Below are 25,732 nucleotides of genomic sequence, written 5' to 3' on the forward strand. Positions count from 1 at the left end.
TCCATGTACGAATCCCCCAGTTGGTTGCATGAGTTGTGGGTGGCGCGCGAACCGCTCTGGCAAGGTTTCCTGACCAGTGTGCAGGTGTCGGCGCTGGCGATTTTGCTTGGCACGATGCTCGGTGTGTTCGCCGGCCTGGTGCTGACCTACGGCAAGTTCTGGATGCGCGCGCCGTTTCGTTTCTACGTCGATGTGATTCGCGGTACCCCGGTGTTCGTGTTGGTGCTGGCCTGCTTCTACATGGCGCCGGCGCTGGGCTGGCAGATCGGCGCGTTCCAGGCCGGGGCGTTGGGGCTGACGCTGTTTTGCGGCTCCCACGTCGCCGAGATCGTGCGCGGCGCATTGCAGGCCTTGCCGCGCGGGCAGATGGAAGCGAGCCAGGCCATCGGCCTGACGTTCTGCCAGGCCCTCGGCTACGTACTGTTGCCCCAGGCGATGCGGCAGATCCTGCCGACCTGGGTCAACTCGTCCACCGAGATCGTCAAGGCATCGACCCTGTTGTCGGTGATCGGCGTGGCCGAGCTGCTGCTCAGTACCCAGCAGATCATTGCCCGCAACTTCATGACCCTGGAGTTCTACCTGTTCGCCGGATTCCTGTTCTTCGTCATCAACTACGGCATCGAGTTACTCGGCCGGCACATTGAAAAGCGGGTGGCCTTGCCATGACTCAGACTCAAACCCCTGCACAAAACGGCCAGCCGCTGCTGGACATTCGCGGCCTGCACAAGCGTTACGACCAGCTCGAAGTGCTCAAGGGCGTCGACCTGAGCATGCAGCGCGGCAACGTGGTGACCCTGATCGGTTCCAGCGGTTCGGGCAAGACCACGTTGTTGCGCTGCGTGAACATGCTCGAAGAATTCCAGGGCGGGCAGATCCTGCTCGATGGCGAATCCATCGGCTATGACGAAGTCAACGGCAAGCGCATCCGCCACCCGGAGAAAGTCATCGCCCGCCATCGGGCCATGACGGGCATGGCGTTCCAGCAATTCAACCTGTTCCCGCACCTGACCGCGCTGCAGAACGTCACCCTGGGTTTGCTCAAGGTCAAGAAGCTGCACAAGGACGAAGCGGTGGCCCTGGCGGAAAAATGGCTGGAGCGGGTGGGCCTGCTGGAGCGCCGCGATCATTTTCCCGGGCAGTTGTCCGGCGGTCAGCAACAGCGCGTGGCGATTGCCCGGGCGATTGCGATGAACCCGAGCCTGATGCTGTTCGATGAAGTGACCTCGGCGCTGGACCCGGAACTGGTGGGCGAGGTGCTCAGCGTGATCAAGGGCCTGGCCGAAGACGGCATGACCATGCTGCTGGTGACCCACGAAATGCGCTTCGCTTTCGAGGTCTCGGACAAGATCGTCTTCATGAACCAGGGGCGTATCGAAGAGCAGGGGCCACCCAAGGATCTGTTCGAGCGCCCGCAATCGCCGCGTCTGGCTGAATTTCTCAAAAGCACGCGGTTTTAAACACTCGATTTTCAATCAGGAGAAACACCCATGAGCATTACTCGTTACGGCACCGGCAGCACCGCCGCCGGCGGTCAGCCTCGCCCTTTCGCACGCGCCGTTGAAGCCGACGGCTGGCTGCACGTTTCCGGGCAGGTGCCGGCGGTGGACGGCGAGATCATCACTGGCGGTATTGTCGAGCAGACTCACCAGACCATGAAGAACCTGGTCGCGATTCTCGATGAGGCAGGTTACGCCCTGGAAGATGTGGTACGTGTTGGCGTGTGGCTGGAGGATCCGCGGGATTTCACCAGTTTCAACAAGGTTTTCGCCGAGTACTTCAAGCCCGAACACGCCCCGGCGCGGGCCTGCGTGCAGGCGAACATGATGGTCGACTGCAAGGTCGAGATCGACTGCATTGCGTACAAGAAAAAGGCTTGAGTCCGCGGTGACTTCTTCGCGAGCAGGCTCGCTCCCACAGGGGATCGCATTCCAAATGTGGGAGCGAGCCTGCTCGCGAAGGCGGCCTGACTGTCGACACCGCATTCCGTTAACATCCCGGCGAATTTGAATGGGAACCACTGACATGAGCGAAGACACCATCAAGCGCCGGGCTCGCGGTCTGGACCGGGCGTTCGATATCCTCGATTTCCTCAAGGAGATCGGCCAGCCCCTGCGCCCGAACGACATCGCCAGCGGCATCGGCAGCCCCAAATCCACGGTCTACGAGCTGGTGGCCTCGTTGCTCGAACGGCGGATCCTGGAGCCGGTGGGCAAGGACGGTCACGTCTACCTCGGCCGCCAGCTGTACTTCCTCGGGCAGGCGCACCTGCGCCACTTCGACCTGAGCCGCGAGGCCGATCACGCCCTGCAGGACATCGTCAGCCAGACCCGTGAAACCGCGCAGATGTGCCTGCTCAACGGGCGTAAATACACCGTCGCACTGATGAAGGAGGGCGAGCGGCATTTCCGCATTTCCTCGGACATCGGCGAGAACGCGCCCATTCCCTGGACCGCGTCCGGGCGCCTGTTGCTGGCGCATTTGAGCGACCAGGAAATCGTCGATTTGATCGACCACGACGACTTCATCCTGCCCACCGGCGAACGCTTGCCCCTGGAGCAGTTTCTCAAGGAAATCCGCCAGGCCGGTATCGATGGATTTTTCTCGTTCGATAGCGTCGCCGACACTTTTACCCATTGTTTCGCCGCCCCGGTCAAAGACCCAAACGGGGTGGCCATCGCGACACTGTGCATCGTCGCCCCCCGGGCCGATGCCAGGAACAATTACGACGACTACCGCCGGGTGCTGATCGACAGCGCGAACAGCCTGGCCCGTCGCATCAACGAATAACAGCGGCTGCCCGCGGCCGCGAATGTGAGGAGTTCGACCATGTCTTCTGCCAAGAATACTGCCGCCGTGGAAAAGGGCTTTGCCCACACTGGCGCCAATCTGGTGCGCGACGTCAGCCTGCCAGCGCTGGTGCTGCATCGCCAGGCGCTGGAACACAACATCCGCTGGATGCAGGACTTTGTCAGCAACAGCGGCGCTGAACTCGCGCCCCACGGCAAAACCAGCATGACCCCGGCGCTGTTTCGCCGGCAACTCGATGCCGGTGCCTGGGGCATTACCCTGGCCAGCGCCACGCAAACCCGTGCCGCCTACGCCCACGGCGTGCATCGGGTGCTGATGGCCAACCAACTGGTCGGCACACCGAACATGGCGTTGATTGCCGATTTGCTGGCTGATCCGACGTTCGACTTCTATTGCATGGTTGATCACCCCGACAACGTCGCCGACCTCGGTGCCTATTTCGCTTCCCGCGGTGTGCGCCTGAACGTGATGATCGAGTACGGCGTGGTCGGTGGTCGTTGCGGTTGCCGCAGCGAGCAAGAGGTGCTGGACCTGGCCAAGGCGATCGCCGCGCAACCGGCATTGGCGCTGACCGGGATCGAGGGTTATGAAGGCGTGATCCACGGTGACCACGCGGTGAGCGGCATTCGCGCGTTCGCCAGCTCCCTGGTGCGCCTGGCGGTGCAATTGCAGGACAGCGGCGCCTTCGCGATTGCCAAGCCGATCATCACTGCTTCAGGTTCGGCCTGGTATGACCTGATTGCCGAAGAGTTCGAGGCGCAGAACGCTGGCGGGCGTTTCCTCAGTGTCTTGCGTCCCGGCAGCTATGTGGCACACGACCATGGCATCTACAAGGAAGCGCAGTGCTGCGTGCTCGACCGACGCAGCGATCTGCAGGAGGGCCTGCGCCCGGCGCTGGAAGTCTGGGCGCACGTGCAGTCGTTGCCCGAGCCCGGCTTTGCGGTGATCGCCCTTGGCAAACGCGACGTAGCCTATGACGCCGGTTTGCCGGTGCCGTTGCTGCGTTACCGGGCCGGTGTGGTGCCGGCCAAGGGCGATGATGTGAGCGCCTGCAAGGTGACTGCCGTAATGGACCAGCATGCCTTCATGACCGTGGCGCCGGGGGTAGATTTGCGGGTGGGCGACATCATTTCGTTCGGCACTTCGCACCCGTGCCTGACGTTCGACAAGTGGCGCACGGGGTGCCTGGTGGATGAGCAGTTGAACGTCATCGAGAACATGGAAACCTGTTTCTAAGACCAGCACCGAGTTGCGGCCTTCGCGAGCAAGCCCGCTCCCACATTGGAATGCGATCAAATGTGGGGGCGGGCTTGCTCGCGAAGGGTCCCGTCAGACACCGCAGCAACACCAGAGACCCCACAATAATGAACACCATCAACACCCCACGCATCGCCCTGATCGGCGAATGCATGATCGAATTGCAGCAGCGCGCCGACGGCAGTCTGCAACAGAGTTTCGGCGGCGACACCCTGAACACCGCGGTCTATCTGTCCCGGGAACTGGGCGCCGCTGGCACGGTGGATTACGTCACCGCCTTGGGCGATGACAGTTTCAGCGATGCCATGTGCCATGGCTGGGCCGCCGAAAACATTGGCCTGGGCCTGGTCCAGCGTTTGCCGGGCCGCTTGCCGGGGCTGTATTGCATCCAGACCGACGCCGCCGGCGAGCGTCGTTTTCTCTATTGGCGCAATGAAGCGGCGGTGCGCGATTGTTTCACCACCCCGGCCGCCGCGCCGATCCTGGCGGCGCTGCCGGATTACGACGTGTTGTATTTCAGCGGCATCACCCTTGCCGTACTGGGGGTACAAGGTCGGCAAAAATTGCTGGAAACCCTGATCGAGGCCCGCCAGCGAGATGCGCGGATCGTTTTCGACAACAACTACCGCCCGCGGTTATGGGCTTCGATTGAGGACGCCCGGGCGGCCTATCGCAAGGTCCTGCCCTATGTCGACCTGGCGCTGCTGACCGTCGATGACGAGCAGGCGCTGTTCCATTTCTCCGATTGTGCGGCGATTTTTGCAGCCTACGAGCAGATCGGCACGCCTGAAGTGGTGCTCAAGCGTGGTGCCGAGGCATGTCTGATCCGTTGTTCCGGCGAGTCGTTCGAAGTGCCGGCGCAGAAGGTTGAACGGGTGGTGGACACCACGGCAGCGGGGGATTCGTTCAGTGCGGCGTACCTGGCTTCGCGGCTCAAGGGTGGGAGCCCGGTCGAGGCGGCCGAGGCGGGGCATCGGTTGGCGAGTCGGGTGATTCAGGTGCCGGGGGCGTTGATTCCCAGGTAAGTGGAGGATGGCCGCTGGCTCGCTCCCACAGGGGACACTGAGGATCCCCTGTGGGAGCGGGCTTGCTCGCGAAGAGGCCCTGAACCTGACGAGTCAATCCCGGTAAAACACCTGCACCAGGTGATACCCGAACTTGCTCTTGATCGGCCCATGCACCACCCGCAACGGTTTCTTGAAGATCACTGCATCGATCGCACCGACCATCTGCCCCGGCCGCACTTCGCCCAGGTCGCCACCGCGCTTGCCGGACGGGCAGGTGGAGTACTTCTTGGCCAACACATCGAAGGCTTCGCCTTTGGCGATGCGTTGCTTGAGTTGCTCGGCTTCTTCCGAGGTTTTCACCAGGATATGGCGGGCTTGAGCTTTCATGGGGTAGATACCTTGCAACGGTCTTGACAGCGTGGCGCGCGATTATGCCCTAACTCACTGCGGTTGGCCGATCATCGTGCGAATCTTGTTGGCCAACAGGTCAATGGAAAACGGCTTGGCCACCATGTCCATGCCATCTTCGAGAAAGCCCTGGCGTTCGGCGGCCATTTGCGCGTATCCGGTCATGAACAGCACTTTCAGCTCGGGCCGATGCTGACGGGCAATCTCGGCCAGTTGCCGGCCGTTCATCCCGGGTAGCCCGACATCGGTGACCAACAGATCGACCCGCAGGTCGGACTCGAGCAAGGGCAGGGCGGTCTTCGCGTCTTCGGCTTCATAGGCGTGATAACCCAACTCCTTGAGCAGATCGAAGACCAGCATGCGCACCGCCGGGTCGTCTTCCACCAGCACGACCGTTTCGCCGGCAATCGCCGACGGTGTTTCGCCGATCACCGGCGATAGGACATCCTGCGGCTCCTGGCCCAATAGCCGCGGCAAATACAGGCGCACACTGGTGCCCTGGCCGGGCATGCTGAACAGGGTCACGTGGCCACCGGACTGCTGGGCGAACCCGTAGATCATCGACAAGCCCAATCCGGTGCCCTGGCCGATGGGTTTGGTGGTGAAGAACGGGTCGAACGCCTTGGCCAAAACCTTTGGGGTCATGCCGGTGCCATTGTCACTGACCGCGATCATCAGGTAATCCCCGGCCTTGACTGGCTCCAGGGTGGTGATGTCACTGCCGTCCAGATAGACATTGGCGGTCTCGATGCACAGCTGGCCACCATCGGGCATGGCGTCCCGGGCATTGATCACCAGGTTGAGCAGGGCATTTTCCAGCTGGCTGACATCAGTGCTGACCGGCCAGACGTCCTTGGCCAGTTGCAGCTTGAGTTCGATATGGTCGCCCTTGGTCCGGCTTAGCAGGTCCTCCAGGGAGTGGATCAGGTCATTGGCGTTCAGTGTCTTGCGATCCAGCGACTGCCGCCTGGAGAACGCCAGCAGGCGATGGGTAAGGGCGGCGGCGCGGTTGGCCGAGGAAACCGCGGCCTCGGTGAAGCGAGTGATTTCGGCGGCGCGGCCTTCGGCAATGTAGCGTTGCATCAGGTCGAGGCTGCCGATGATGCCGGTGAGCATGTTGTTGAAGTCATGGGCGATGCCGCCGGTAAGCTGGCCGACCGCTTCCATCTTCTGCGCATGGCGCAGGGCTTCTTCGGCGCGCTCGCGTTCGAACATTTCGCTGAGCAGTTTTTCATTGGCCTCGGCCAGCTGTCGGGTACGGGCGCTCACCCGTTCCTCGAGGGTTTCGTTGAGGTTGCGCAGGGCTTCTTCGGTCTGTTTACGCTCGGTTTCGTCGATGACGAAGATATAGAAACCATTCACCGCGCCATCTGCACCGTGACGCGGCAGGTAATTCATCAGCGCCTGGCGGATGCTGCCATCGCGGTGCGGGGTGCTGATGCTGAAGCAGCAGGCCTTGCCGGCCAGGGCCTGGGCGATGTACTCGGCGCGTAGGGCATAGGCCTCCTCGCCCAGGACTTCAAGGATGGTGCGGCCATAGAGTTCCTGGGGCGTCAGGCCATACCAGTCGAGGTAGGCGGCGTTATTCAGGCGAAAGCGCTCCTGGCGGTCGACGTAGCTGATCAGGATCGGCATGGCATTGATGATCAACTGCAGCTCGGTCTGGCTCTGGCGCAAGGCCTGCTCGGTGTTTTTGCGATCGGTCAGGTCCAGGGCGGCACCGAGGAAACGGATCGGCCGGCCGTGGTGATCCTTGTAGCAACGTCCGCGGGCGAATACCCAGCGCAACTGGCCATCGGCTTGCAACAGGCGGTATTCCTCGGCGTATTCAGTGCCGTGAGTGATGCAATGCTTGATGCTGCGGGCGATCAGGGTGCGGTCTTCGGGGTGGACGCCGTGCAGGTATTCGCTGATCGGTAGCTGGCTGGACAGGGAGGGTTCAATGCCGTGCAATTGGGCGAAATGGGCGTCGGCGATGAAGCGGTCCTCACTGATGTCCCAATCCCAGGTGCCGACCGCGTCGGTGGCGGCGAGGGCCAATTGCAGGCGCTCCTCGGTGTCTTGCTGGGCCTTGAGGCTCGCGGCGGAGCGCTGTTCCAGTTCAAGGGCGATGCGCCGGCGCTCGTTGGTTTCGATGGCGGTGACCAGGATCCCGGCGACCTGGGCGTTTTCGTCACGGATGGGGCTGTAGGTCAGGTCCAGCCAGAAGTCGGAATCGATACCGTCGCGCTGTAGGGTGAAGCGCTGTTCACTGTAGGTTCGCACCTGGCCTTGTAGGACCGCGTTGTAAATCGGGTCGGTAAAGTCCTTTAATTCGGGCCAGATCTGGTGGGTTGGCTGTCCGAAAGCGTGCGGATGCTTGCTGCCGGCAAGTAGCGCGAAGCCGTCGTTATAGATCTGCGTCAGTTGCGGCCCCCAGAGCAGCAGCATCGGCATCGGCGAATGAATCACGATGTCCACGGCGGTACGCAGGCTCTGCGGCCAGGTACCGGCAGCGCCTAGCGGACTGTTCGCCCAGTCGAGTCTGGCAATCAGGGCCTGGGCATCGCTGCCGGTTGATGATGCGTTCATCAAGTTGTCCTGCACATAAGTCGGTGTGGCGGCGTCTACTGTCCTTGCAGGGCAGTAGACGCTGGATGACCTGCTTCAGGTCATTTTTATCATTGAATGCTTCGCGGGTGCTTTTTGCCATGGAAATCGACGTATTGCACGTCGAGGGGGGGGTATTTCAGTCCTGGAGTTCGGGACGGTTGCGGAATTGCTCGAGCGCTTGAGGGTTGGCCAGGGCATCGGTGTTTTTCACTTTTTGCCCGTGCACTACATTGCGCACTGCCAGTTCTACGACTTTACCGCTGATGGTTCGCGGAATGTCGGTCACCGCGACAATCTTCGCCGGTACATGCCGCGGCGTGGTGTTGGCGCGAATGACCTGGCGGATCTGCTGCTGCAGCGCATCGTCGAGTGCCACCCCATCGCGTAAGCGCACGAACAGTACGATCCGCACATCATCGTGCCATTGCTGCCCAATGGCCACGCTGTCGAGCACTTGCGGGACTTTTTCCACCTGGCGATAGATTTCCGCGGTGCCGATGCGTACGCCACCAGGATTGAGTACAGCGTCTGAGCGGCCGTGGATCATCATTGCGCCATGGGGCCGTTGTTCGGCGTAGTCGCCCTGCGCCCAGACTCCGGGAAACTGGCTGAAATACGAGGCGCGGAGTTTTTCGCCGTCCGGGTCGTGCCACAGGCCGATGGGCATCGCGGGGAAGTGCCGGGTACACACCAGCTCGCCTTTTTCGCCGATCACCGGATGGCCCTGGTCGTTCCACACCTCCACGGCCATGCCCAGGCTCTTGCCCTGGATTTCGCCCCGGCGCACCGGCTGCCAGGGGTTGCCGTTGACAAAGCACGAGACGATGTCGGTACCGCCCGACATCGACGCCAGGCACAGGTCGGCCTTGAAATCCCGATAGACGTAGTCGTAGCTTTGCGGCGACAGCGCCGAACCGGTACAGAGCAAGGTCTTGAGGCTGCTCAAGTCATGGCTTTGCCCAGGCTTCATGCCGCTGCTTTCCAGGGTGGCCAGGTACTTGGGGCTGGTGCCGAATACCGTGATGCCCTCGTCGTCGATCAGGTCGATCAAGCGTTCGGCGTCGGGCTGGAACGGTGAGCCGTCGTACAGCACAACGGCGCTGCCCACAGCCAGGGCCGATACCAGCCAGTTCCACATCATCCAGCCGCAAGTGGTGTAGTAGAACAAGCGGTCACCGGGGCCGAGATCGCAATGCAGCCCGTGTTCCTTGACGTGTTGCAGCAGCACGCCGCCGGTGCTGTGGATGATGCATTTGGGCACGCCGGTGGTGCCGCTGGAGTAGAGGATGTACAGCGGATGGGCGAAGGGCACCGGGACGAAATCCGGTTCGCCGCCGGGTTCATGGAAGTCATCCCAGAGCGTGACGTTGGCTCGGGTATGGAAGTCTTCGATGCGGGCTTTGGGCCGGGCGTAAGGCACGATGACCAGTTGTTGCAAGGTCGGCAGGCGCTCAAGGATTTCGTTGAGCTTGGCGGTCTGGTCGATATCCTTGCCGGCGTAACGATAGCCGGCGCAGGTGACCAACACTTTCGGTTCGATCTGGCCGAAGCGGTCGATCACCCCTTGTGTGCCGAAGTCTGGCGAAGAGCAAGACCAGATGGCCCCGAGGCTGGTGGTGGCGAGCATGGCCACCAGGGTTTGCCAGGTATTGGGCATGCACGCCGCCACCCGGTCGCCGAGGCCGACACCGGCCGCGATCAACCCCTTCTGAAAGCCGGCGACGTGCTCCGCCAGTTCGGCCCAGGTCAAGTGCTCACGCTGACCGTTTTCAGCCACGGCCACCACTGCCACGGCGTCGTCACGACGGCTCAGCAGGTGTTCGGCAAAGTTCAGGGTCGCGCCGGGGAACCACTGGGCGCTGGGCATTTGCGGCCCTTCCAGGAGGACTGCATCGGGTTGCTCATGGAAGCGGATGTCGAAGAAGTCGACGATGTCTTGCCAGAAGTCTGGGCGCTGATCGATTGACCACTGGTGCAGGGCGGGATAGTCGTCGATGTGCAGGTGGTGGCGCTGATTGATGAAGCGCCGAAGGGCCTCCATGCGAGTCTTGCCAATGCGTTCGGCGGTGGGTTGCCAGAGGATGTCGGACATGTGTGCCTCTTCTTCCAGTCGGGTGCCAGATCGTTCCCATGCAGAGCGTGGGAACGATCATCTGTGGGTTACTGCGCCAACCACCCACCATCGATATTCCATGCCGCACCACGCACCTGGGTACCCGCTTCGCTGCACAGGAACAGCACCAGTTCACCCAGGTGCGAAGGCGTCACGAATTCCAGCGACGGTTGCTTCTCGTTCAGCAGGTCATGCTGAGCCTGCTGCGGTTCGATACCGGTGGCGGCGCGATCGTCGATCTGCTTCTGCACCAGGGGCGTCAGTACCCAGCCCGGGCAAATCGCGTTGCAGGTGATGTGGCTGGTGGCCGTTTCCAGGGCAACCACTTTGGTCAGCCCGATCACCCCGTGCTTGGCGGCGACATAGGCGGCTTTGCCGGTCGAACCCACCAGGCCATGCACCGAAGCGATGTTGATCACCCGGCCCCAGCCCTTGGCACGCATGCCCGGCAAGGCAAGGCGGGTGCTGTGGAAGACCGACGACAGGTTGATGGCAATGATTGAATCCCAGCGCTCCACCGGGAACTCGTCCACCGGCGCCACATGCTGGATACCGGCGTTGTTGACCAGAATATCGACGCCGCCGAATTCACGCTCGGCGTAGGCGATCATGTCGGCGATCTGCGCCGGGTCGCTGACATCGGCCGGGTGATGGCCGACCTTGCTGCCGAACTGGCCGACCTCGGCAATCACCTTGGATGCATCGCCGAATCCGTTGAGAATCAGGTTGGCGCCGGCCTTGGCCAGGCTCAGGGCTATCCCCAAGCCAATGCCGCTGGTGGAACCGGTAACCAATGCGGTCTTGCCCGAAAGAGTCGTCATCAATACCTCACACAATGCCAGTGGCGTAGAAAGTGCCGATCACTACGAAAACCGCCAGGGTCTTGATCAGCGTAATACAGAAAATGTCTTTGTAGGCCTCGCGGTGGGTCAAGCCGGTTACCGCCAGCAGGGTAATCACCGCGCCGTTGTGCGGCAGGGTGTCCATGCCGCCACTGGCCATGGCGGCAACCCGGTGCAGGACTTCCAGCGGGATGTTGGCGGCGTGGGCGGCGCTGATGAACTGTTCGGACATCGCCGCCAGGGCGATGCTCATGCCGCCCGAAGCGGAGCCGGTGATGCCGGCCAGCAGGGTCACGGTGATCGCTTCATTGACCAGCGGATTGGGGATGCTCTTGAGCCAGTCGGCCAATACCAGGAACCCCGGCAAGGAGGCGATCACTGCGCCAAATCCATACTCCGACGCGGTGTTCATCGCCGCCAGCAACGAACCGCCGACCGCACTTCTACTGCCCTCGGCGAGTTTGCCGCGAATCGCCTGGAAGCCAAACACCAACACCATGAGGATGCCGACGAGCAGCGCGGCTTGAACGGCCCATATCGCCGTCAGCTTGGCGATTTCAGTGGTCACCGGTGCGGCCATGCCCGGCAGTGCGAGGCTGTGGGTCTTGCCGTACCACTGCGGAATCCACTGGGTGAACAGCAGGTTCATGATGCCCACGGCCAACAAAGGCGACAGGGCAATCCAGGGGTTGGGCAGCTTGATGTCGGCGGCGGTTTCCGGCTCGTTGCGCAGTTCCGTGCCATAACCTTCACCGGCGCGTTGGGCCTTGTTGCGTTGGCGCTGCAGAAACAGCATGCCGGCGCAGACCACGAAGATCGCGCCAATCAAGCCCAGCCACGGCGCGGCCCAGGCGGTGGTGTTGAAAAAGGTGCTGGGGATGATGTTCTGGATCTGCGGGGTGCCGGGCAGGGCATCCATGGTGAACGAAAAAGCGCCGAGGGCGATGGTCGCCGGGATCAAGCGCTTGGGGATGTTGCTCTGGCGGAACATTTCCGCGGCAAACGGATAGACCGCGAACACCACCACGAACAGCGAGACGCCGCCGTAGGTCAGCAAGGCGCAAACCAGCACGATCACCAGCATCGCCTGGCGGGTGCCGAGCAGGCGAATGGCGGCCGCGACGATTGAGCGTGAGAAGCCAGACAACTCGATGAGTTTGCCGAACACCGCGCCCAGCAGGAATACCGGGAAATACAGTTTGATGAATCCGACCATTTTTTCCATGAACACCCCGGTGAAGGCAGGGGCGACGGCGGAAGGATCGGTGAGCAGGACGGCGCCGAGGGCGGCAATCGGGGCAAAAAGGATAACGCTGTAGCCACGGTAAGCGGCCAGCATCAGCAGCGTGAGGGCTGCCAAGGCAATGATCACACTCATGGAGTGTCTCCTGGATTGTTATTTTTGTAAGGTAGTACGTTGTGGGGAGGGGCTATAGCGAGTTTCGTGCCATAAGTCTAAGTCGTTGAAATATAACGAAATATCTAATCAGGCAAACCAGAGATGGATAGTCTTGTCTCTTTTTTGAGATTTTCGGCGAATGTTCCGGCCCCCCATCGCGGGCAAGTCCGCGCCTACAGGTGACGCATTATTCAAGCCATACGGTATCCCTGTGGGAGCGGGTTTGCTCGCGAAGAGGCTATATCTACTAATGGAGATATATGTCTCGTTATTGAGACTCTACAATCCCCAGTGCCACCATTTTCTTGTACAGCGTCGACCGCCCCAGCCCCAATCGGGCCGCCGCTTCAATCACCTTACCCCCGCATTGCGCCAAGGCGTTTTCGATCACTTGCCGGTCAAAACGCTCCCGGGCTGCACTGAACGTCTCATGGTGCACCGGCTCGACAGACAACGGCGCCACGCGCGCAACCGGCATAAAAGTCCCGATCGAAGCGCGGATATCCACCACCGTCAGCCGCAGGTCATCACTGAGCAACGCCGCCCGCTCGAGTACGTTACGCAGTTCGCGAATGTTCCCCGGCCAGGCATGCTGGCCTAAAAGCGCCAGCGCTTCGCTGTTCAATTCGTGCTGGCTGCGCAGCTCTTCAAGGATCGCCTCGCTAAGGGCGGGCAGGTCGTCGAGGCGCTCGCGCAGCGGTGGAACCTGGATAGGCAGGACATTGAGGCGGTAGTACAGATCGGCGCGAAATTCGCCACGCTTGATCGCCGCTTCCAGGTCGGTCGAGGTCGCGGCGATGATTCGCACATCGCTCTGGATCACCTCGTTGGAGCCGACCGGCTCGAACTCCTTTTCTTGCAGCACCCGCAGCAATTTACTTTGCAGCGGCAATGGCATGTCGCCGATTTCATCGAGGAACAACGTTCCACCCTGGGCGATCTGCAACTTGCCGGCGCGGCCTTTGCGGTCGGCGCCGGTAAAGGCGCCAGGGGCGGTGCCGAAGAACTCCGCTTCCAGCAGGGATTCCGGGATCGCCGCACTGTTGATGCTGACAAACGCCTTGTGTGCTCGCGGCGATGCATTATGGATCGCCTGTGCCAGCAATTCCTTGCCGGTGCCGGTCTCACCGAGCAGCAAAACCGGCGAGTCGGTACTTGCGCTGCGCCGGGCGCGGCGCTTGACTTCCAGGCTGGCGGCGCTGGTGCCGATAAAGTGGGCGAAGTTGTATTTGGTCTGGCGTGCCCGCAGCAGCGATCGTGTGCAGGCAAGCTCCTGCTGCATGCTCATGTAGCGCTTGAGCATCGGCGACAGACTGTGCAACTCATCGAACAAGGCGAAGCCGATGGCACCGATCACCTCGCCGGCATCGTCGTGGATCGGCAGGCGCATGACCACCAGCGGCTCCTTGGGAGTGTCCTGCATGTCGAGCAGAATTGGTCGGCCGGTGCGTACTACTTCGCGCAACAGGCTGCCGGGGATCACACTTTCGCAGGCCTTGCCGATGGCGCCTTCGGCCGATTGCAGGCCGAATCGCTTGGCATAGCGTTCGTTCATCCAGACGATGTTGGCGTCACGGTCGACGATCACCGTGCCTTCACTGGACTGCTCGATGATCTCGAACAGCGAGCGGATCGCCAGCAGGCGAACGCGCTGGTAGTCCTTGAGGCTTTCGGTGGTGTTCATGCGCAAGGTCCTGGATGTGTATTGCCGATAAGGCCGTCTTCGCGAGCAAGCCCGCTCCCACAGGTGATCTGTGTCGGTCACAAATCCAATGTGGGAGCGGGCTTGCTCGCGATGGCCGCGACGCGGTCTGGCTGGATTATGCCTGCCCCACATGTGCCGCCGCCAACAGCTCCTTGGTGTACGGATGCTGCGGCGAATCGAACACATCGTGGCTGGCGCCGCTTTCGACCACCTTGCCGTCCTTGATCACGATCATGTCGTGGGCCAGGGCGCGCACCACCGCCAGGTCATGGCTGATGAACAGGTACGTCAACCCGTGCTTTTCCTGAAGTTGACGCAGCAGGGCGACCACCTGCTTTTGCACGGTACGGTCCAGCGCCGAGGTCGGTTCGTCCAGGAGTATCAGCGCCGGTTTCAACACCAGCGCCCGGGCGATGGCGATGCGCTGGCGCTGGCCACCGGAGAACTCATGGGGGTAGCGATGTCGGCTTTGCGGGTCGATCCCGACTTCCTGCAGCGCCCGGATCACTTCGGCGTTGCATTGCTCTGTGCTCAACTGGCTATGCACTTCCAGGCCTTCGCTGATGATCTGCGCCACGGACATGCGCGGGCTGAGGCTGCCGAACGGGTCCTGGAACACCACCTGCATTTTCTTGCGCCACGGCCGCAGTTGCTTTTGCGTCAGGCCATCGAGCGCCTGGCCCTGGAAGCGGATACCCCCTTCGGAGTCCAGCAGGCGCAGGATCGCCTGGCCGAGCGTGGACTTGCCGGAACCCGATTCGCCAACGATGCCCAGGGTCTTGCCGCGTTGAATATTCAGGCTGATGCCATCCACGGCCTTGAGATAGGTCTTGCGCTGGAACAGTCCGCCACCGATGGCAAACTGCACCCGCAGATTGTCCACCTCGAGCACGTTTTCGCGTTCGTCCCGGGACAGGGCTTCACCTTCCGGCTCGGCGTTCAGCAGCACACAGCTGTAGGGGTGCCTGGGGGCGGTGAAGATGATTTCGCAGCTAGCCTGCTCGACTATTTCCCCGGCTTTCATCACGCAGACGCGCTGGGCAATGCTGCGCACCAGATTGAGGTCATGGCTGATCAGCAGCAGGGACATGCCCAGTCGCTGTTGCAGCGACTTGAGCAGCAGCAGGATCTTGCGTTGCACCGTCACGTCCAGCGCGGTGGTCGGTTCGTCGGCGATCAACAAATCCGGCTCGCAGGCCAGGGCCATGGCGATCATTACCCGCTGGCGCTGGCCACCGGATAACTGGTGGGGATAGGCCTTGAGCCGCTCCTTGGGTTTCTGGATGCCCACCAGATGCAGCAACTCGAGAATTCGCGCCTGCGCCGCTTTGCCGGCCATGCCCTTGTGCACCAGCAAGGTTTCGCCAATCTGCTTCTCGATACTGTGCAACGGGTTCAGGGAGGTCATCGGCTCCTGGAAGATCATCGCGATGCGATTGCCCCGCAGTTCACGTAATTTGCGCGCATCGGCGCCCACCAGTTCCTGGCCGCGATAACGGATGCTGCCGGTCGTTTCGGTGCCGCATTCGGGCAGCAGTTGCAGGATCGAGTGGGCGGTCACCGACTTGCCCGACCCCGACTCGCCGACCAGCGCCAGGCATTCGCCCGGGCGGATGTCCAGGCTCAGATTGCGTACCACGGTCTGGCCACTGAAGGCCACGCTGAGGTCACGGATTTCGATCAGATTGCTCATATCAACAGTCCGCTTCACGAACGAGGGTCAAAGGCGTCGCGCAAGGCTTCGCCGATGAACACCAACAGGGAAAGAATCAGCGCCAGGGTGAAAAACGCCGTGAGGCCCAACCATGGCGCCTGCAGGTTCTGTTTACCCTGGCCGATCAGTTCGCCCAGGGACGCACTGCCCGCCGGCATGCCAAAGCCGAGGAAATCCAGCGCGGTGAGGGTCGAGATGGCCCCGGTCAGAATGAACGGCAGGTAGCTCAAGGTCGCGTTCATGGCGTTGGGCAGGATGTGTCGTACGATCACTTTGCGATCGCTCAGGCCCAGCGCACGGGCCGCCTTGACGTATTCCAGATTGCGCCCGCGCAGGAATTCGGCACGCACCACGTCCACCAGCGCCAGCCAGGAGAACAGCGCCATGATCCCCAGCAACCACCAGAAATTCGGCTCGACGAACCCCGAGAGGATGATCAGCAGGTACAGCACCGGCAACCCGGACCAGACCTCCAGCAGCCGCTGGCCGAGCAAGTCGACCCAGCCCCCGTAATAGCCCTGCAGGGCGCCTGCGGCGATGCCGATCAACGCGCTGACGAAGGTCAGCATCAAGGCAAACAGGATCGACACCCGGGAACCGAAAATCACCCGCGCCAACACATCGCGCGCCTGGTCGTCGGTGCCCAGCCAGTTGACGTTCGAAGGCGGGCTGGGGGCTGGCTTGTTCAGGTCATAGTTCGGCGTGTCGTCGCTGAAGGGGATCGGCGGGAACAGCAGCCAGCCCCCGTCCTTCTTGATCAGGTTCTGCACATAATCGCTGCGGTAATCGGCCTGGAAGGGCAGTTGTCCGCCAAATTCCTGCTCGGTGTAACGCTTGAGCGCCGGGAAGTACAACGAACCCTGATAGCTGACGACCAGCGGTTTGTCATTGGCGATCAGTTCGCCGCCCAGGGTCAGCAGGAATAACCCGACAAACAACCACAACGACCACCAGCCGCGGCGGTTTTTCTTGAATCGCTCGAAGCGGCGTCGGCCCAACGGCGAAAGCTTCAACATCAGGCGTTCCTCGCGGCGAAGTCGATCCGCGGATCGACCAGGGTGTAGCACAGGTCACCGACGAGTTTGATCAGCAGGCCGAACAGCGTGAAGATGAACAGCGAACCGAACACCACCGGGTAGTCCCGTGACACGGCCGCTTCGTAGCTCATGCGACCTAGGCCATCAAGGGAGAAGATCACCTCGATCAACAGGGAACCTGCAAAAAACACGCTAATGAAAGCCTGGGGAATTCCCGACACCACCAGTAACATCGCGTTGCGGAAAACATGGCCGTACAGCACCCGGCGTTCGCTCAAGCCCTTGGCGCGGGCGGTGACTACGTATTGACGGGTGATTTCATTGAGGAACGAGTTCTTGGTCAGGATGGTCAGGGTCGCGAAACCACCAATCACCAGCGCAGTCACCGGCAGTACCAGGTGCCAGAAATAATCCGCGACCTTGCCCAGGGTCGACAACGATTCGAAATTGTCCGAGACCAGCCCGCGTACCGGGAACCAGTTCAGCGAGGTGCCGCCGGCGAACACCACGATCAGGAACATGGCGAACAGGAAGGCCGGCATGGCGTAGCCGATGATGATCGCGGTGCTGCTCCAGACATCGAAGTGGCTACCGTGGTGTACGGCCTTGCGGATCCCCAGGGGAATCGACACCAGGTAGGTGATCAGCGTCGCCCAGAGCCCGAGGGAAATGGTGACCGGCATTTTTTCCAGGATCAGGTCGGTGACGGTGGCGCCGCGAAAGAAGCTTTTGCCGAAGTCCAGGCGTGCATAACTGGTGAGCATCAGCCACAGGCGTTCTGGTGCGGGCTTGTCGAAGCCGTATTGCTTTTCGATGTCCTTGATCAACTGCGGATCGAGGCCGCGACTGGCCCGGGAGTGGCCCATGATCTCGCTCGTGCCACCTGCGACGCTGCTCGCGCCGATGCCCTGCAGGTGCGCGATGGCCTGTTCCACCGGACCGCCCGGTGCGGCCTGGACGATGACGAAGTTGACCAAGAGAATGATCACCAGGGTCGGGATGATCAGCAGCAGGCGCCGCACGATATAAGCCCACATCAATGGGGTCCTCCGGGGCTGCCGCGACGGATCCGCTCGGCGGTCATTTGCTGGTTGGTCAACGGCGTGGTGCTCATTTCCCACCAGCTCTCGATGGCTTCGTCATTGCTCGCCTGCACGTTCGGTATGCCGAAGCGATTCCACCACACGGTGGAGCTGCCTGGCGGGTAATAGTTGGGAATCCAGTAATAGTTCCATTGCAACACCCGGTCGAGCGCATGGGCATAGTGCAACATGTCGGCCTGGGTGTTGGCGCGGATCAGGCCGTTGATCAGGGTGTCCACCGCCGGGTTCTTCAAGACCATGTAGTTGTTCGCCCCGGGATCGGTGGCCGAGACCGAACCGAAGTAGTTGATCAATTCGCCGCCGGGAGAGGTGGTGACCGGATAGCCGGTGACAATCATGTCGTAGTCGCGGCTCATCAGGCGATTGACGTATTGGGACGAGTCGATCCGTCGGATGTTCAGGTCGATGCCGATCTGTTTCAGGGTGCGCTTGTAAGGCAGGAGCAGGCGGTCCATACCGTTCTGGCTGACCAGGAAGGTGAAGCTCAGTGGCTCGCCGTCAGCGTTGACCAGTTGATCGCCCCGGGGTTTCCAGCCGGCCTGTTCCAGCAGGTCCAGGGCTTGCAGCTGCTTGTCACGGATCAGTCCGCTGCCATCGGTTTTCGGCGCTTCGAACACTTTACTGAAGACTTCCTCGGGAACCTGTCCACGCAAGGGTTCGAGGATCGCCAGTTCACCGGCGTCAGGCAGTTGCCGGGCGGCCAGGTCGGTATTGGAAAAGAAGCTCTGCTGGCGGATGTACAGGTTGCGCATCATCTGCCGGTTACTCCATTCGAAGTCCCACAGCATCGCCAGCGCCTGCCGCACCCGGCGGTCCTGGAACATCGGCTTTTGCAGGTTGAACACGAAGCCCTGGGCCGACTGTGGCGCTTCGGTAGCCAGGTGGGCCTTTTGCAGGCGGCCGTCGCTCAGGGCCGGGCTGTCGTAGCCGATGGAGTAGCCGGTGGCCGAGAACTCGCGGTTGTAGTCATAGGCGCCGCCGCGCAATACCTGGCGCGCGACATCGGTATCGCCGAAGTACTCGATGCTGAAATGGTCGAAGTTGTACAGGCCGCGGCTGACCGGCAGGTCCTTGCCCCACCAGTCGGGGTTGCGCTCGAAGGTGATGCTGCGCCCCGAATCGACCTTGCCGACCTTGTACGGTCCGCTGCCCAGGGGCGGCTCGTAGCCGCCGCCATCGGCAAAGTCACGGGTCTTCCACCAGTGTTCGGGAAGCACCGGCAAGGTAGCGATGTCCAGCGGCAGGGTGCGATTTTCGTTGTTCTTGAAGTCGAAGCGCACGGTCAACGGCGATTCGATTTCCACCCCCTTGACGTCGGCGAACTGCGTGCGATAACGCAGGCTGCCCTGGGTCATCAACAGATCGAAGGTGTAGCGCACGTCCCCGGCGGTGATCGGCTTGCCATCGGCAAAATGCGCCTTGGGGTTGAGGTAGAAGCGCAGGGACAGGCCATCGTCGGAGCGCTCCATTTTCTGCGCCACCAGGCCGTAGACGGTGTAGGGTTCGTCCAGCGAGCGCTGCGCCAGCGGGGAGTAGAGCAAGCCATCGATCTGCGTCACGCCGATGCCCTTGTCTATATAGGGCAGGATGTGATCGAAATGCCCGATCTCGATCGCCGAGCGCCGCATCGTCCCGCCCTTGGGGGCCTGCGGGTTGGTGTAGGCAAAATGACTGAAGCCGGCGGGGTACCTGGCGGGCTCGCCGTACACGGTCAATGCATGTTGCGGGGCGGCATTCACACCGGCGGCGCCCAGGAGCAGGGCCACGGCAGTGAACAATAAGGTCGGGAAAGCCAGTCGCATTGTCAGCCTTAGAGCCGGGTGGTCGTTAAGCACAATTTGTACGCTAGCGGCGCGTCCCTCGCCAGCCGTAATACGTATCTGAAACGCGACGGCCCACCAGGAGGCGGGCCGTTGCACAGTCAAACCAGGGGTTATCAGTCCTGGCGGCTGGTCACTTCCAGCAGGTGGTAGCCGAACTGGGTCTTGACCGGACCTTGCACCACGTTGATCGGTGCGCTGAAGACCACGGTATCGAATTCCTTGACCATCTGGCCCGGGCCGAACGAGCCCAGGTCACCGCCCTGGCGGCTGGAAGGGCAGGTGGAGTTGGCTTTGGCGATTTCGGCGAAGTCTGCACCCGCTTCGATTTGGGCCTTCAGTTCGTTGCATTTGTCTTCGCTGGAAACAAGGATGTGACGGGCAGTGGCTTTGGCCATGGGGAAACTCTCCATTCAATGTTCGGTAAAGTGCTGAGCCTACCGGATTCAGTGGGCTATTTCTCCTCAAAGTTCCGTTGCCAGCGCTCTGGACGGCGGGCCTGGATCAAAGCCCGGCTTTTTTCAGGCGCGCGGCGTGTTGCACATAAAGATCGACCGGGTCGAGTCGCCTTGCATTTTGACCGCTTGCGGGGCCAAGCGTGCCCAGATGGTCCAGCGGATAATCCGAGCGGATGACAGTGCCCAGGTGGGAGCTGTAGCGGCCGACCACGCCGTCGTTCTGCAAGGGCTCGGTGGTGAAATAACGCGAAAGCGCCCGCAGCAGGCCTTGGGACGGATCAACGGCGTCCAGTTCGTCATTCTGTCGCTTTCCCTGCAGGATGCCACTCCAGGAATAGTAGCGGATACCGTTGACCTGTTCGCGGCCCTTGCCACCCCAGATCTGCGGTAACCCCTGGGGGTACTTCTGGTTGAACGCGCCCACGCCTTGCGTGGTCAGGGCGTTCAGTGCAGCGATGGCATTGTGCGGTATCCGGCGCTTGCCACTGAACACCGACAGCAGGTCGGCAAACAGGGTGGCAACCGTTTCGGCCACCCTTTCCGGCAGGTCGCCGGGAGTCAACGCCTTGCGCAGCAAGTCAGCCAGTTCCGAGCCGTGGTTCGGACCGCTGACGGACGTCACCGAGGCCACCTTGCCTGGCGCAGTCGCGGCGGCATAACGTGCGGCCAGCGCGCCTTGGCTGTGACCGATCAGATTGACCTTGTTGGCGCCGGTCCCCTCGAGCACTCGCTGGATCTGCGCCAGTAGCTGATCGCCGCGTTCTTCGTTGCTATGGGTGACAGACAGATGCGGGATGAACACGCTCGCGCCAGCACATCGCAGGGCCTGCTTGACCTCGTGGAAGAGGTGTACGCTGCCGATTCGCTCGAAGCCGAAAAGCCCGTGCACCAGCAGGATCGGATAATGAGTCTGTGCATTCCGTTGCATGTTCAATCCTTTTTCCAGGGTTCAAGAAAGTGACTTCGACTTCACTCTAATGACTCCGGCGCCAGAACGATGCATGAAATGGCCGCTGTGGCCCGGGGAAAACGGCATAGGCAGAGTACGAATGATCGGAAGTGGCTGCGGCCTTGGTCGTATGCTTCGTAGATCTTGTGCGCGGGGCTTGCGGGTGCGTGGGCAAAGGCCTGCTTCCGTCAGGTCATTTTCTCCCGCTGGTCGCCAACCCGCCTGTGGACCAGGACGGGTTGGCTCAGGCCTTGTCAGGCGCTTGCCTGTGCCCGCAGCCGATCCGCCGCCTGGCGCAACAGCTGTTCGGTCGCGCTCCAGCCCAGGCAGCCGTCGGTGACCGATACCCCGTACTGCAGCGACGGGCCCAGGGCCTGGCAGCCCTCGAACAAATGACTTTCGATCATCATGCCGATCAGCGAGCGATCGCCCTGCAGGCGTTGTTCCAGCACGTCGTTGAACACCGCGGGCTGGCGCAGTGGATCTTTGCTGCTGTTGGCGTGGCTGCAGTCGACCATGATCCGGGCCGGGATCTTCAGTCGGGTCAAGTCACCGTGCACGCGGGCTACGCTGGCGCGATCGAAGTTCGGACCGTGATGACCGCCGCGCAGCACCAGATGGGTGTCGGCATTGCCCGGGGTCTGGATGATCGCGGGATGGCCCTGGCTGTCGACACCGAAATGGCGATGTGGATGGGCGGCCGAGCGCATCGCGTCACAGGCCACGCCAACACCGCCGTCGGTGCCGTTCTTGAAGCCTACCGGCATGCCCAGGCCGCTGGCCATCTCGCGATGAATCTGCGACTCGGTGGTACGGGCGCCAATGGCCACCCAGCTCAGCAGGTCATCGAAGTACCCGGCGGCCATGGGTTGCAGCAGTTCAGTTGCCACCGGCAGGCCGAGCATGAGTATTTCACGCATCAGTTCGCGGGACAGGGTCAGGCCGCCGGCCATGTCGTCGCTGCCATCAAGGTGCGGATCGTAAGCCAGGCCTTTCCAGCCAACCGTGGTTCGAGGTTTTTCGACGTAGGCGCGCATCACCAGGAGCAACTGGTCGCTGACGTCGGCGCTCAGGCGGGCCAGGTTGTCAGCGTATTCGAGGGCTGATTGCGGGTCGTGGATGGAGCAGGGGCCGACGATGACCAGCAGACGGGAGTCTTCACCGTCGAGGATCGCGCGAACCGCCTGGCGGTGAGCGGCGATCTGCCGGGTCAGGGCATTGCTGAGGGGCAATTGCTGTTTGAGCTGCAACGAACTTGGAAGGCGCAGGGTCAGCGCTTCGTTGGCCGGGGTGAAGGTCGACAGTGGCAGAGCAGAGACGGACGAGTTCATGTTCAGGCTTCCTGGGCTGGCGGCGGGTTCATTCCCGCGCGCGCGGCCCTACTGGGGTGTTCGACAATTGGCCGGATTGGCTGCGTGTGTGTGCTTGCCACCTGTGGGTGACCGATCGGAGGCGGCAGGCTGTCCCGAGCGGAGGGTGGTAAATCGCCAGGCGGTAAAACTGTCGTAGCGGTAATAAGTGGCGTAGTTCATTTGTAAAATCCTCTTGATGGCGGTGTGTCGCTAAATGTGCTGGCCAAAAAAACAAAACCCCCGGTCGGGGAGCCGACCGGGGGTTGAAAATTCTCTGGTGGCGACCCGTTTGAAGTGGGCGCCGTGTGGGTATCAGGCGCGCCAGTGGCTAAACCAATACCCAAAATAAAAGCTTGCCGGAGTGCACGCGTCATTCACCCGGGCAGCCGCAACCGAGCGCGGGGCGCTGGCGGTATGAAGCGGTGGGCGGGCGTTGAACATGGTCTGTCTCCGATGAATGCACCGAGCTTACTAGAGGCCGGTACGAGGTTTCAATCAGAAAATGCTATCGATCGTCGACGGCGTTTGCTATCGGATCGCGACCCCGATTTCGCCGAATGGCCCTGCAAGATGAATGGAAACTTTTTATATAACGCTTGGCGCTAGGTCTGACAGTTGCTTTTTGCTAAGGTGGCGGCAACCAACAAGATCATATCGCGAGGTGTCTGCTTGATTAGGGTGCTAGTAGTCGATGACCATGATCTCGTTCGTACAGGCATTACACGAATGCTGGCTGACATCGATGGCCTGCAAGTAGTCGGCCAGGCAGAGTCCGGGGAAGAGTCCCTGCTGAAGGCGCGTGAGTTGAAACCCGATGTGGTCTTGATGGACGTCAAGATGCCCGGCATCGGCGGTCTCGAAGCTACCCGCAAACTATTGCGCAGCCATCCCGACATCAAGGTCGTCGCGGTGACCGTGTGCGAGGAAGATCCGTTTCCCACGCGGCTGTTGCAGGCGGGTGCTGCAGGCTATCTGACCAAGGGCGCGGGATTGCCGGAAATGGTCCAGGCCATCCGCCTGGTGTTTGCCGGGCAGCGTTACATCAGCCCGCAAATTGCCCAGCAACTGGCGATCAAGTCTTTCCAGCCAACCAACGATTCGCCGTTTGACGCGCTGTCGGAGCGGGAAATCCAGATCGCCCTGATGATCGTCGGCTGCCAGAAAGTCCAGATCATTTCCGACAAGTTGTGCCTGTCGCCAAAAACCGTGAACACCTACCGATATCGCATTTTCGAGAAGCTCTCGATCAGCAGCGATGTCGAGTTGACGCTGTTGGCGGTTCGTCACGGCATGGTAGATGCCAGCCTCTGAAAATGACTGAAATCTTCGATCCAAGCGCCTTCCTGTCGACGGTCAGCGGGCGCCCCGGTGTGTACCGCATGTTCGACAGCGATGCGCGCCTGCTCTACGTCGGCAAGGCCAAGAATCTCAAGAATCGCCTGTCGAGCTACTTTCGCAAAACCGGCCTGGCTCCCAAGACCGCGGCGCTGGTGGCCCGTATCGCCCAGGTCGAAACGACCATCACGGCCAATGAAACCGAGGCCTTGCTGCTTGAGCAGACGCTGATCAAGGAATGGCGTCCGCCGTACAATATCCTGCTGCGCGACGACAAATCCTACCCTTACGTCTTTCTCTCCGATGGCCAGTTTCCGCGCTTGAGCATCCACCGCGGGGCGAAGAAGGCCAAGGGCAAATACTTCGGCCCCTATCCGAGTGCCGGAGCGATTCGCGAAAGCCTGAGCCTGTTGCAGAAGACCTTTTTCGTCCGCCAGTGCGAAGACAGCTATTACAAGAACCGCACCCGACCGTGCCTGCAGTACCAGATCAAGCGCTGCAAGGCCCCCTGTGTCGGCCTGGTTGACCCGCAGGTGTACGCTGAAGACGTGCGGCACTCGGTGATGTTCCTCGAGGGACGCAGCAATGCATTGACCGACGAGTTGTCTGCGGCCATGGAGGAGGCGGCGATCAACCTCGAATTCGAGCGTGCCGCCGAATTGCGCGACCAGATTTCGCTGCTGCGCCGGGTCCAGGATCAACAGAGCATGGAAGGCGGCACGGGCGACGTCGATGTGATTGCGGCCTTCGTCAATCCGGGCGGCGCCTGTGTTCACCTGATCAGCGTGCGCGGCGGGCGAGTGCTGGGCAGCAAGAACTTCTTCCCGCAGGTGGGTATCGAGGAGGACGTTACTGAAGTCATGGCGGCGTTTCTCGGCCAGTACTACGTCAGCAGTCCCGAACGCGACTTGCCAAGCGAGCTGATCGTCAACGTGGTTCACGAAGACTTTCCGACACTGGTTTCGGCCATTGACGAGCTGCGCGGTCGCGAACTGACCATCAGCCACCGGGTGCGCGGTACGCGTGCGCGCTGGCAGCAATTGGCCGTGACCAACGCCGAGCAGGCTTTGGGTGCGCGCCTGGCCAACCGGCAACACGTTGCCGAGCGTTTTGACGCCTTGGCGCAAGTGCTGAAGCTGGACGAGCCACCCCAGCGCCTCGAATGCTATGACATCAGTCACTCCAGTGGGGAGGCGACCGTGGCCTCGTGCGTGGTGTTTGGCCCCGAGGGCCCGATCAAGTCCGATTACCGGCGCTACAACATCGAAGGTGTGACGGCGGGCGATGACTACGCCGCCATGCACCAGGCGCTGACCCGGCGCTTCAGCAAGCTCAAGGACGGGGAGGGCAAGTTGCCGGATATCCTGCTGGTCGATGGCGGCAAGGGCCAGCTGTCGATGGCCCGCGACGTGCTCGACGAGCTGGCGGTGCCCGACCTGATCCTGCTCGGCGTAGCCAAGGGTGCGACGCGCAAGGCCGGTTTCGAAACCCTGTACCTCAACGACGCCGCCCACGAATTTACCTTGCGCGGTGATTCCCCCGCGCTGCACCTGATCCAGCAGATTCGCGACGAAGCCCACCGTTTTGCGATTACCGGACACCGCGCGCGACGCGGCAAAACCCGCCGAACCTCGACGCTGGAAGGCGTTGCCGGGGTCGGGCCGACACGTCGTCGCGATTTGCTCAAACATTTTGGTGGATTGCAGGAGCTGTCTCGTGCCAGCATCGAAGAGATCGCCAAAGCCCCCGGGATCAGTAAAAAGCTCGCAGAGTTGATTTATGCCAATCTGCACAGCGAGTAGAATGCCCCCCTCACCTCGTAGCCAGTTGTGC

At 61.6% G+C, this 25,732-nt stretch carries 21 protein-coding genes; 8 read left to right on the forward strand and 13 right to left on the reverse strand.

From position 1 onward, the window contains the following. The first annotated feature begins 3 nt into the window (after window positions 1–3). The 6 genes from BKX96_RS07365 (at window position 4) to BKX96_RS07390 (ending at window position 5,090) form a co-directional block, all read left to right on the forward strand. A complete protein-coding gene (locus BKX96_RS07365; RefSeq protein WP_077183246.1) occupies window positions 4–666 on the forward strand; it encodes an amino acid ABC transporter permease in 663 nt (220 codons plus the stop codon). After that, window positions 663–1,457: an amino acid ABC transporter ATP-binding protein gene (locus BKX96_RS07370; RefSeq protein WP_077183247.1), complete on the forward strand. Its 795-nt coding sequence runs from the start codon at window positions 663–665 to the stop codon at window positions 1,455–1,457. Before BKX96_RS07365 ends, BKX96_RS07370 begins: the two co-directional genes overlap by 4 nt. A gap of 30 nt (window positions 1,458–1,487) precedes the next feature. Further along, entirely contained in the window at window positions 1,488–1,877 is a 390-nt protein-coding gene (locus BKX96_RS07375) for a RidA family protein (protein WP_046820136.1), read from the forward strand. Window positions 1,878–2,022: 145 nt separating this feature from the next. Then, window positions 2,023–2,787 (forward strand): IclR family transcriptional regulator, encoded by a 765-nt coding sequence (locus BKX96_RS07380; RefSeq protein ID WP_046820135.1) that lies wholly within the window; start codon window positions 2,023–2,025, stop codon window positions 2,785–2,787. A gap of 39 nt (window positions 2,788–2,826) precedes the next feature. Continuing rightward, window positions 2,827–4,044: an amino acid deaminase gene (locus BKX96_RS07385; RefSeq protein ID WP_046820134.1), complete on the forward strand. Its 1,218-nt coding sequence runs from the start codon at window positions 2,827–2,829 to the stop codon at window positions 4,042–4,044. 128 nt (window positions 4,045–4,172) lie between these two features. Further along, on the forward strand, window positions 4,173–5,090 hold the full coding sequence (locus BKX96_RS07390; protein WP_077183248.1) for a sugar kinase: 918 nt from the start codon (window positions 4,173–4,175) through the stop codon (window positions 5,088–5,090). A 93-nt stretch (window positions 5,091–5,183) separates the two neighbouring features. On the opposite strand, the gene BKX96_RS07395 is transcribed toward BKX96_RS07390, so the two are convergent. The 13 genes from BKX96_RS07395 to BKX96_RS07455 all read right to left on the reverse strand — a co-directional run bounded on the left by BKX96_RS07395 (window position 5,184) and on the right by BKX96_RS07455 (window position 22,543). Then, window positions 5,184–5,459 carry a peptidylprolyl isomerase gene (locus tag BKX96_RS07395; protein ID WP_007933743.1) on the reverse strand — a complete coding sequence of 92 codons (276 nt, stop codon included), beginning with the start codon at window positions 5,457–5,459 and terminating at the stop codon, window positions 5,184–5,186. 54 nt (window positions 5,460–5,513) lie between these two features. Next, on the reverse strand, window positions 5,514–8,051 hold the full coding sequence (locus tag BKX96_RS07400) for a PAS domain-containing hybrid sensor histidine kinase/response regulator (RefSeq protein WP_077183249.1): 2,538 nt from the start codon (window positions 8,049–8,051) through the stop codon (window positions 5,514–5,516). A gap of 157 nt (window positions 8,052–8,208) precedes the next feature. After that, window positions 8,209–10,164, reverse strand: a complete 1,956-nt coding sequence (locus BKX96_RS07405) for an acetoacetate--CoA ligase (RefSeq protein WP_077183250.1) — start codon at window positions 10,162–10,164, stop codon at window positions 8,209–8,211. A gap of 68 nt (window positions 10,165–10,232) precedes the next feature. Next, entirely contained in the window at window positions 10,233–11,006 is a 774-nt protein-coding gene (gene hbdH / locus BKX96_RS07410; protein WP_077183251.1) for a 3-hydroxybutyrate dehydrogenase, read from the reverse strand. Between the two features lie 7 nt (window positions 11,007–11,013). Then, window positions 11,014–12,405 carry a GntP family permease gene (locus BKX96_RS07415; RefSeq protein ID WP_077183252.1) on the reverse strand — a complete coding sequence of 464 codons (1,392 nt, stop codon included), beginning with the start codon at window positions 12,403–12,405 and terminating at the stop codon, window positions 11,014–11,016. Between the two features lie 289 nt (window positions 12,406–12,694). Next, entirely contained in the window at window positions 12,695–14,110 is a 1,416-nt protein-coding gene (locus tag BKX96_RS07420) for a sigma-54 interaction domain-containing protein (RefSeq protein WP_046820128.1), read from the reverse strand. 136 nt (window positions 14,111–14,246) lie between these two features. Next, complete coding sequence (locus BKX96_RS07425; protein ID WP_077183253.1) at window positions 14,247–15,824, reverse strand: ABC transporter ATP-binding protein; 1,578 nt, start codon at window positions 15,822–15,824, stop codon at window positions 14,247–14,249. A 14-nt stretch (window positions 15,825–15,838) separates the two neighbouring features. Then, the gene (locus tag BKX96_RS07430; protein ID WP_046820126.1) at window positions 15,839–16,861 is read right to left on the reverse strand and encodes an ABC transporter permease; all 1,023 of its coding nucleotides are present in this window, start codon (window positions 16,859–16,861) and stop codon (window positions 15,839–15,841) included. Next, entirely contained in the window at window positions 16,861–17,919 is a 1,059-nt protein-coding gene (locus BKX96_RS07435) for a microcin C ABC transporter permease YejB (protein ID WP_077183254.1), read from the reverse strand. The genes BKX96_RS07430 and BKX96_RS07435 overlap by 1 nt, the downstream gene beginning before the upstream one ends. Further along, the gene (locus tag BKX96_RS07440; RefSeq protein WP_077183255.1) at window positions 17,919–19,787 is read right to left on the reverse strand and encodes an extracellular solute-binding protein; all 1,869 of its coding nucleotides are present in this window, start codon (window positions 19,785–19,787) and stop codon (window positions 17,919–17,921) included. The genes BKX96_RS07435 and BKX96_RS07440 overlap by 1 nt, the downstream gene beginning before the upstream one ends. Before the next feature lie 134 nt (window positions 19,788–19,921). Then, window positions 19,922–20,203 carry a peptidylprolyl isomerase gene (locus BKX96_RS07445; protein ID WP_017339136.1) on the reverse strand — a complete coding sequence of 94 codons (282 nt, stop codon included), beginning with the start codon at window positions 20,201–20,203 and terminating at the stop codon, window positions 19,922–19,924. 106 nt (window positions 20,204–20,309) lie between these two features. After that, on the reverse strand, window positions 20,310–21,191 hold the full coding sequence (locus BKX96_RS07450) for an esterase/lipase family protein (RefSeq protein WP_077183256.1): 882 nt from the start codon (window positions 21,189–21,191) through the stop codon (window positions 20,310–20,312). 275 nt (window positions 21,192–21,466) lie between these two features. Beyond that, entirely contained in the window at window positions 21,467–22,543 is a 1,077-nt protein-coding gene (locus BKX96_RS07455; RefSeq protein ID WP_077183257.1) for a 3-deoxy-7-phosphoheptulonate synthase, read from the reverse strand. A 690-nt stretch (window positions 22,544–23,233) separates the two neighbouring features. Here BKX96_RS07455 and gacA point away from each other — a divergent pair. Together gacA and uvrC are read left to right on the forward strand one after the other, a co-directional pair. Then, window positions 23,234–23,875, forward strand: coding sequence for a response regulator transcription factor GacA (gacA, locus tag BKX96_RS07460; protein WP_008015884.1), 642 nt, complete (start codon window positions 23,234–23,236; stop codon window positions 23,873–23,875). A 2-nt stretch (window positions 23,876–23,877) separates the two neighbouring features. Then, window positions 23,878–25,701, forward strand: a complete 1,824-nt coding sequence (gene uvrC / locus BKX96_RS07465; protein WP_046820121.1) for an excinuclease ABC subunit UvrC — start codon at window positions 23,878–23,880, stop codon at window positions 25,699–25,701. Window positions 25,702–25,732: the final 31 nt, after the last annotated feature.

The organism is Pseudomonas putida (genome assembly GCF_001976065.1).
GTDB lineage: Bacteria > Pseudomonadota > Gammaproteobacteria > Pseudomonadales > Pseudomonadaceae > Aquipseudomonas > Aquipseudomonas serbica.

Excerpts from the sequence above, each read along its gene's own strand:
- BKX96_RS07365 (WP_077183246.1), top strand. The coding sequence starts at position 4 with ATGTACGAATCCCCCAGTTGGTTGCATGAGTTGTGGGTGGCGCGCGAA.
- BKX96_RS07370 (WP_077183247.1), top strand. The coding sequence starts at position 663 with ATGACTCAGACTCAAACCCCTGCACAAAACGGCCAGCCGCTGCTGGAC.
- BKX96_RS07375 (WP_046820136.1), top strand. The coding sequence starts at position 1,488 with ATGAGCATTACTCGTTACGGCACCGGCAGCACCGCCGCCGGCGGTCAG.
- BKX96_RS07380 (WP_046820135.1), top strand. The coding sequence starts at position 2,023 with ATGAGCGAAGACACCATCAAGCGCCGGGCTCGCGGTCTGGACCGGGCG.
- BKX96_RS07385 (WP_046820134.1), top strand. The coding sequence starts at position 2,827 with ATGTCTTCTGCCAAGAATACTGCCGCCGTGGAAAAGGGCTTTGCCCAC.
- BKX96_RS07390 (WP_077183248.1), top strand. The coding sequence starts at position 4,173 with ATGAACACCATCAACACCCCACGCATCGCCCTGATCGGCGAATGCATG.
- BKX96_RS07395 (WP_007933743.1), bottom strand. The coding sequence starts at position 5,459 with ATGAAAGCTCAAGCCCGCCATATCCTGGTGAAAACCTCGGAAGAAGCC.
- BKX96_RS07400 (WP_077183249.1), bottom strand. The coding sequence starts at position 8,051 with ATGAACGCATCATCAACCGGCAGCGATGCCCAGGCCCTGATTGCCAGA.
- BKX96_RS07405 (WP_077183250.1), bottom strand. The coding sequence starts at position 10,164 with ATGTCCGACATCCTCTGGCAACCCACCGCCGAACGCATTGGCAAGACT.
- hbdH (WP_077183251.1), bottom strand. The coding sequence starts at position 11,006 with ATGACGACTCTTTCGGGCAAGACCGCATTGGTTACCGGTTCCACCAGC.
- BKX96_RS07415 (WP_077183252.1), bottom strand. The coding sequence starts at position 12,405 with ATGAGTGTGATCATTGCCTTGGCAGCCCTCACGCTGCTGATGCTGGCC.
- BKX96_RS07420 (WP_046820128.1), bottom strand. The coding sequence starts at position 14,110 with ATGAACACCACCGAAAGCCTCAAGGACTACCAGCGCGTTCGCCTGCTG.
- BKX96_RS07425 (WP_077183253.1), bottom strand. The coding sequence starts at position 15,824 with ATGAGCAATCTGATCGAAATCCGTGACCTCAGCGTGGCCTTCAGTGGC.
- BKX96_RS07430 (WP_046820126.1), bottom strand. The coding sequence starts at position 16,861 with ATGTTGAAGCTTTCGCCGTTGGGCCGACGCCGCTTCGAGCGATTCAAG.
- BKX96_RS07435 (WP_077183254.1), bottom strand. The coding sequence starts at position 17,919 with ATGTGGGCTTATATCGTGCGGCGCCTGCTGCTGATCATCCCGACCCTG.
- BKX96_RS07440 (WP_077183255.1), bottom strand. The coding sequence starts at position 19,787 with ATGCGACTGGCTTTCCCGACCTTATTGTTCACTGCCGTGGCCCTGCTC.
- BKX96_RS07445 (WP_017339136.1), bottom strand. The coding sequence starts at position 20,203 with ATGGCCAAAGCCACTGCCCGTCACATCCTTGTTTCCAGCGAAGACAAA.
- BKX96_RS07450 (WP_077183256.1), bottom strand. The coding sequence starts at position 21,191 with ATGCAACGGAATGCACAGACTCATTATCCGATCCTGCTGGTGCACGGG.
- BKX96_RS07455 (WP_077183257.1), bottom strand. The coding sequence starts at position 22,543 with ATGAACTCGTCCGTCTCTGCTCTGCCACTGTCGACCTTCACCCCGGCC.
- uvrC (WP_046820121.1), top strand. The coding sequence starts at position 23,878 with ATGACTGAAATCTTCGATCCAAGCGCCTTCCTGTCGACGGTCAGCGGG.